General features: G+C 66.5%; 2 protein-coding genes. Both read left to right on the forward strand.

The genetic code is table 11. The features are described from left to right. Positions 1–124: 124 nt before the first annotated feature. Positions 125–1,543, forward strand: coding sequence for an IS21 family transposase (gene istA / locus ACZ7NC_RS45230; RefSeq protein WP_471498207.1), 1,419 nt, complete (start codon positions 125–127; stop codon positions 1,541–1,543). Beyond that, positions 1,540–2,310, forward strand: a complete 771-nt coding sequence (istB, locus tag ACZ7NC_RS45235) for an IS21-like element helper ATPase IstB (RefSeq protein ID WP_471498210.1) — start codon at positions 1,540–1,542, stop codon at positions 2,308–2,310. Before istA ends, istB begins: the two co-directional genes overlap by 4 nt. Positions 2,311–2,364 lie beyond the last annotated feature (54 nt).

Here is a 2,364-nt window from a genome sequence, read left to right on the forward strand (position 1 = left end):
TGTCGGCGTACACGTGAACGTACACAGCCGCGTACGGATGAACGTGCTCAGTTCTTGATGCGGTGAGGTCGGCGCCTCGGCAGTCTGCTCCTGTGTCTTCGGGGTGGCAGAGAGGCGGCTGACGGTGGTTCTGGACCCGCATCGCTGGCTGGAGTTGAGGCGTTTTCGCGGTCTTTACGAGTCCGGGGCGATGAGCCTGTCGGAGATCGCCAAGGCGACCGGACTGAACCGTCGCACGGTCAGCAAGTACCTTTCGGGGCAGGCACCGATCGCGCCGCCGAAGCGGGCGCCGAACGGGAAGCCGAAGGCTCGGGTGGTGGATGAGGTCGCGCCGCTGATCGACGCGATGCTGCGGGCCGAGATCCTCATCAAAGGGGCGGTGGTCCACGAGCGCCTGGTCAAAGAGTACGGCTTCACCGGCAACTACCAGCGTGTGAAGATCTACTTGCAGGAAGCCCGGCCCCGGATCGCGGACGAACTGGGCATCAGCCCCGGCGAACTCGCGGGTCTGCACCGCCGGTTCGAGGTCGTCCCCGGTGCTCAGGCGCAGGTCGACTGGGGCGACGAGGGCAAGGTCCTCGCCCATGTCGGGATCCCGAAGGTCTATTCGTTCCACATGACCTTGTCCTACTCGCGCGACCCTTTCTGCTGCTTCACCACCAGTCATGACCTGGCGACGTTCTTCGACTGTCATCGCCGCGGGTTCGCGCACTTCGGCGGTGTGCCGATGACGATCGTCTACGACCGGACCAAGACGGTTGTCCGTCGCCACGTCGCTCCTGGTGAGGCGGTTCCGCTGCACCCTGAAGCGGTGGCTTTCGCAGGGCACTACGACTTCGACATCGACGTCCTGGCCGCCTATCGCCCGACCGGGAAAGGACGGGTTGAGCGCCAAGTCCTGATCGTCCGCGATCATGTTCTGGCGGGCCGGGCGTTCTCCTCCGTCGAGGAGATGGACGCCGCGTTCACCGCATGGGTGCCGATGCGGCGGGCGAAGGTCCACGGCACCCATAGCGAGGTCATCGGGCATCGCGCCGTCCGTGACCACATGGCCTTGCGGCCGCTGCCCAGGACACCGTATGTGGTTGCCCAGCGGCATCTGCGGCACGTCGGCAAGGACTGCCTGGTCGCCTTCGACGCGAACCTCTACTCGGTGCCGGCCCGCAAGGTCCGCGCCCGTCAGCTGGTCGAGATCCGGGCCACAAAGTCGCAGATCAGCCTGCACTCCACCATCGCCGACGCCAACGGCGAGACCCTCCTGGCCGTCCACCCGCGGGCTGTTGGCCGCGGCGCCCGCATCGTCGACGACAGGCACTGGGACGGCCTGCCCAAGGGCGACAACCGGCGCGTCACCACCGGCGACGTGCTGCCCCAGCCCCGCCACCGAGGCGCCCTGGGTGAGGAGGCCGGACCGCTCAAGGCCCTGCTGAACCGGTCCGCCGCCAGCCGCATCGAGGTCAGCCGGCGTCCGTTGTCGGTCTATGACGAGCTGACCGGCACCCGCCCCTTCACCACCAATTCGACGACGAGGGAAGCCCGTTGAGCCAGCTGGTCACCGCCCGCATCCGCAGCACGGCCGCCAAGCTCGGCCTGCCCCACCTGGCCGAGAGCCTGAACCAGTACGCCGAGCGGGCCGAGGAGGGCAAGCTCGGCTACTTCGACTTCCTCGACCTGGTCCTGGCCGAAGAGCTTGCGGTCCGCGATGACCGGCGTTTCCGCCAGGGCCTGCGGCTGTCGAAGCTGCCGCACCACAAGACACTGGACGACTACGACTTCTCCTTCCAGCCCGAACTCGACCCGCGCAAGGTCAAGGACCTGGCCACCCTCTCGTTCATCGAGGCGAAGGCCAACGCAGCTCTTCTGGGGCCGCCTGGAGTAGGCAAGACACACCTGGCCGTCGCCCTGGCCGTCGCGGCCTGCCGGGCCGGGTTCTCGATCTACTTCACCACGCTCGACGACATGGTCCGCCAGCTGAAGACCGCCGAAGCCGCGGGCCGGCTGACGAGCAAGCTACGTTCCTACCTGCGGCCCAGCGTTCTCGTCGTCGACGAGGTCGGCTACCAGCCCCTCGAACGAGCCGAGGCGAACCTGGTCTTCCAGGTGATCTCCAAGCGTTACGAGAAGGGCTCCATCATCCTGACCTCGAACAAGACCTTCAGCGAATGGGGCCAGGTCTTCGGCGACGAAGTCCTCGCCACCGCGATCCTCGACCGCCTCCTGCACCACTGCGACGTCATCGCGATCAACGGCCCCAGCTACCGACTGAAGAACCGACTCGCCGCCATCGAGCGCGAGACCGACGTTGCCTGAAAGCTGAGCACGTTTATCTGTACTTGGCTGAGCACTTCAGGGAGTACGCGGACA

The sequence above is a fragment of the Streptomyces sp. NPDC111802 genome, from assembly GCF_055634335.1.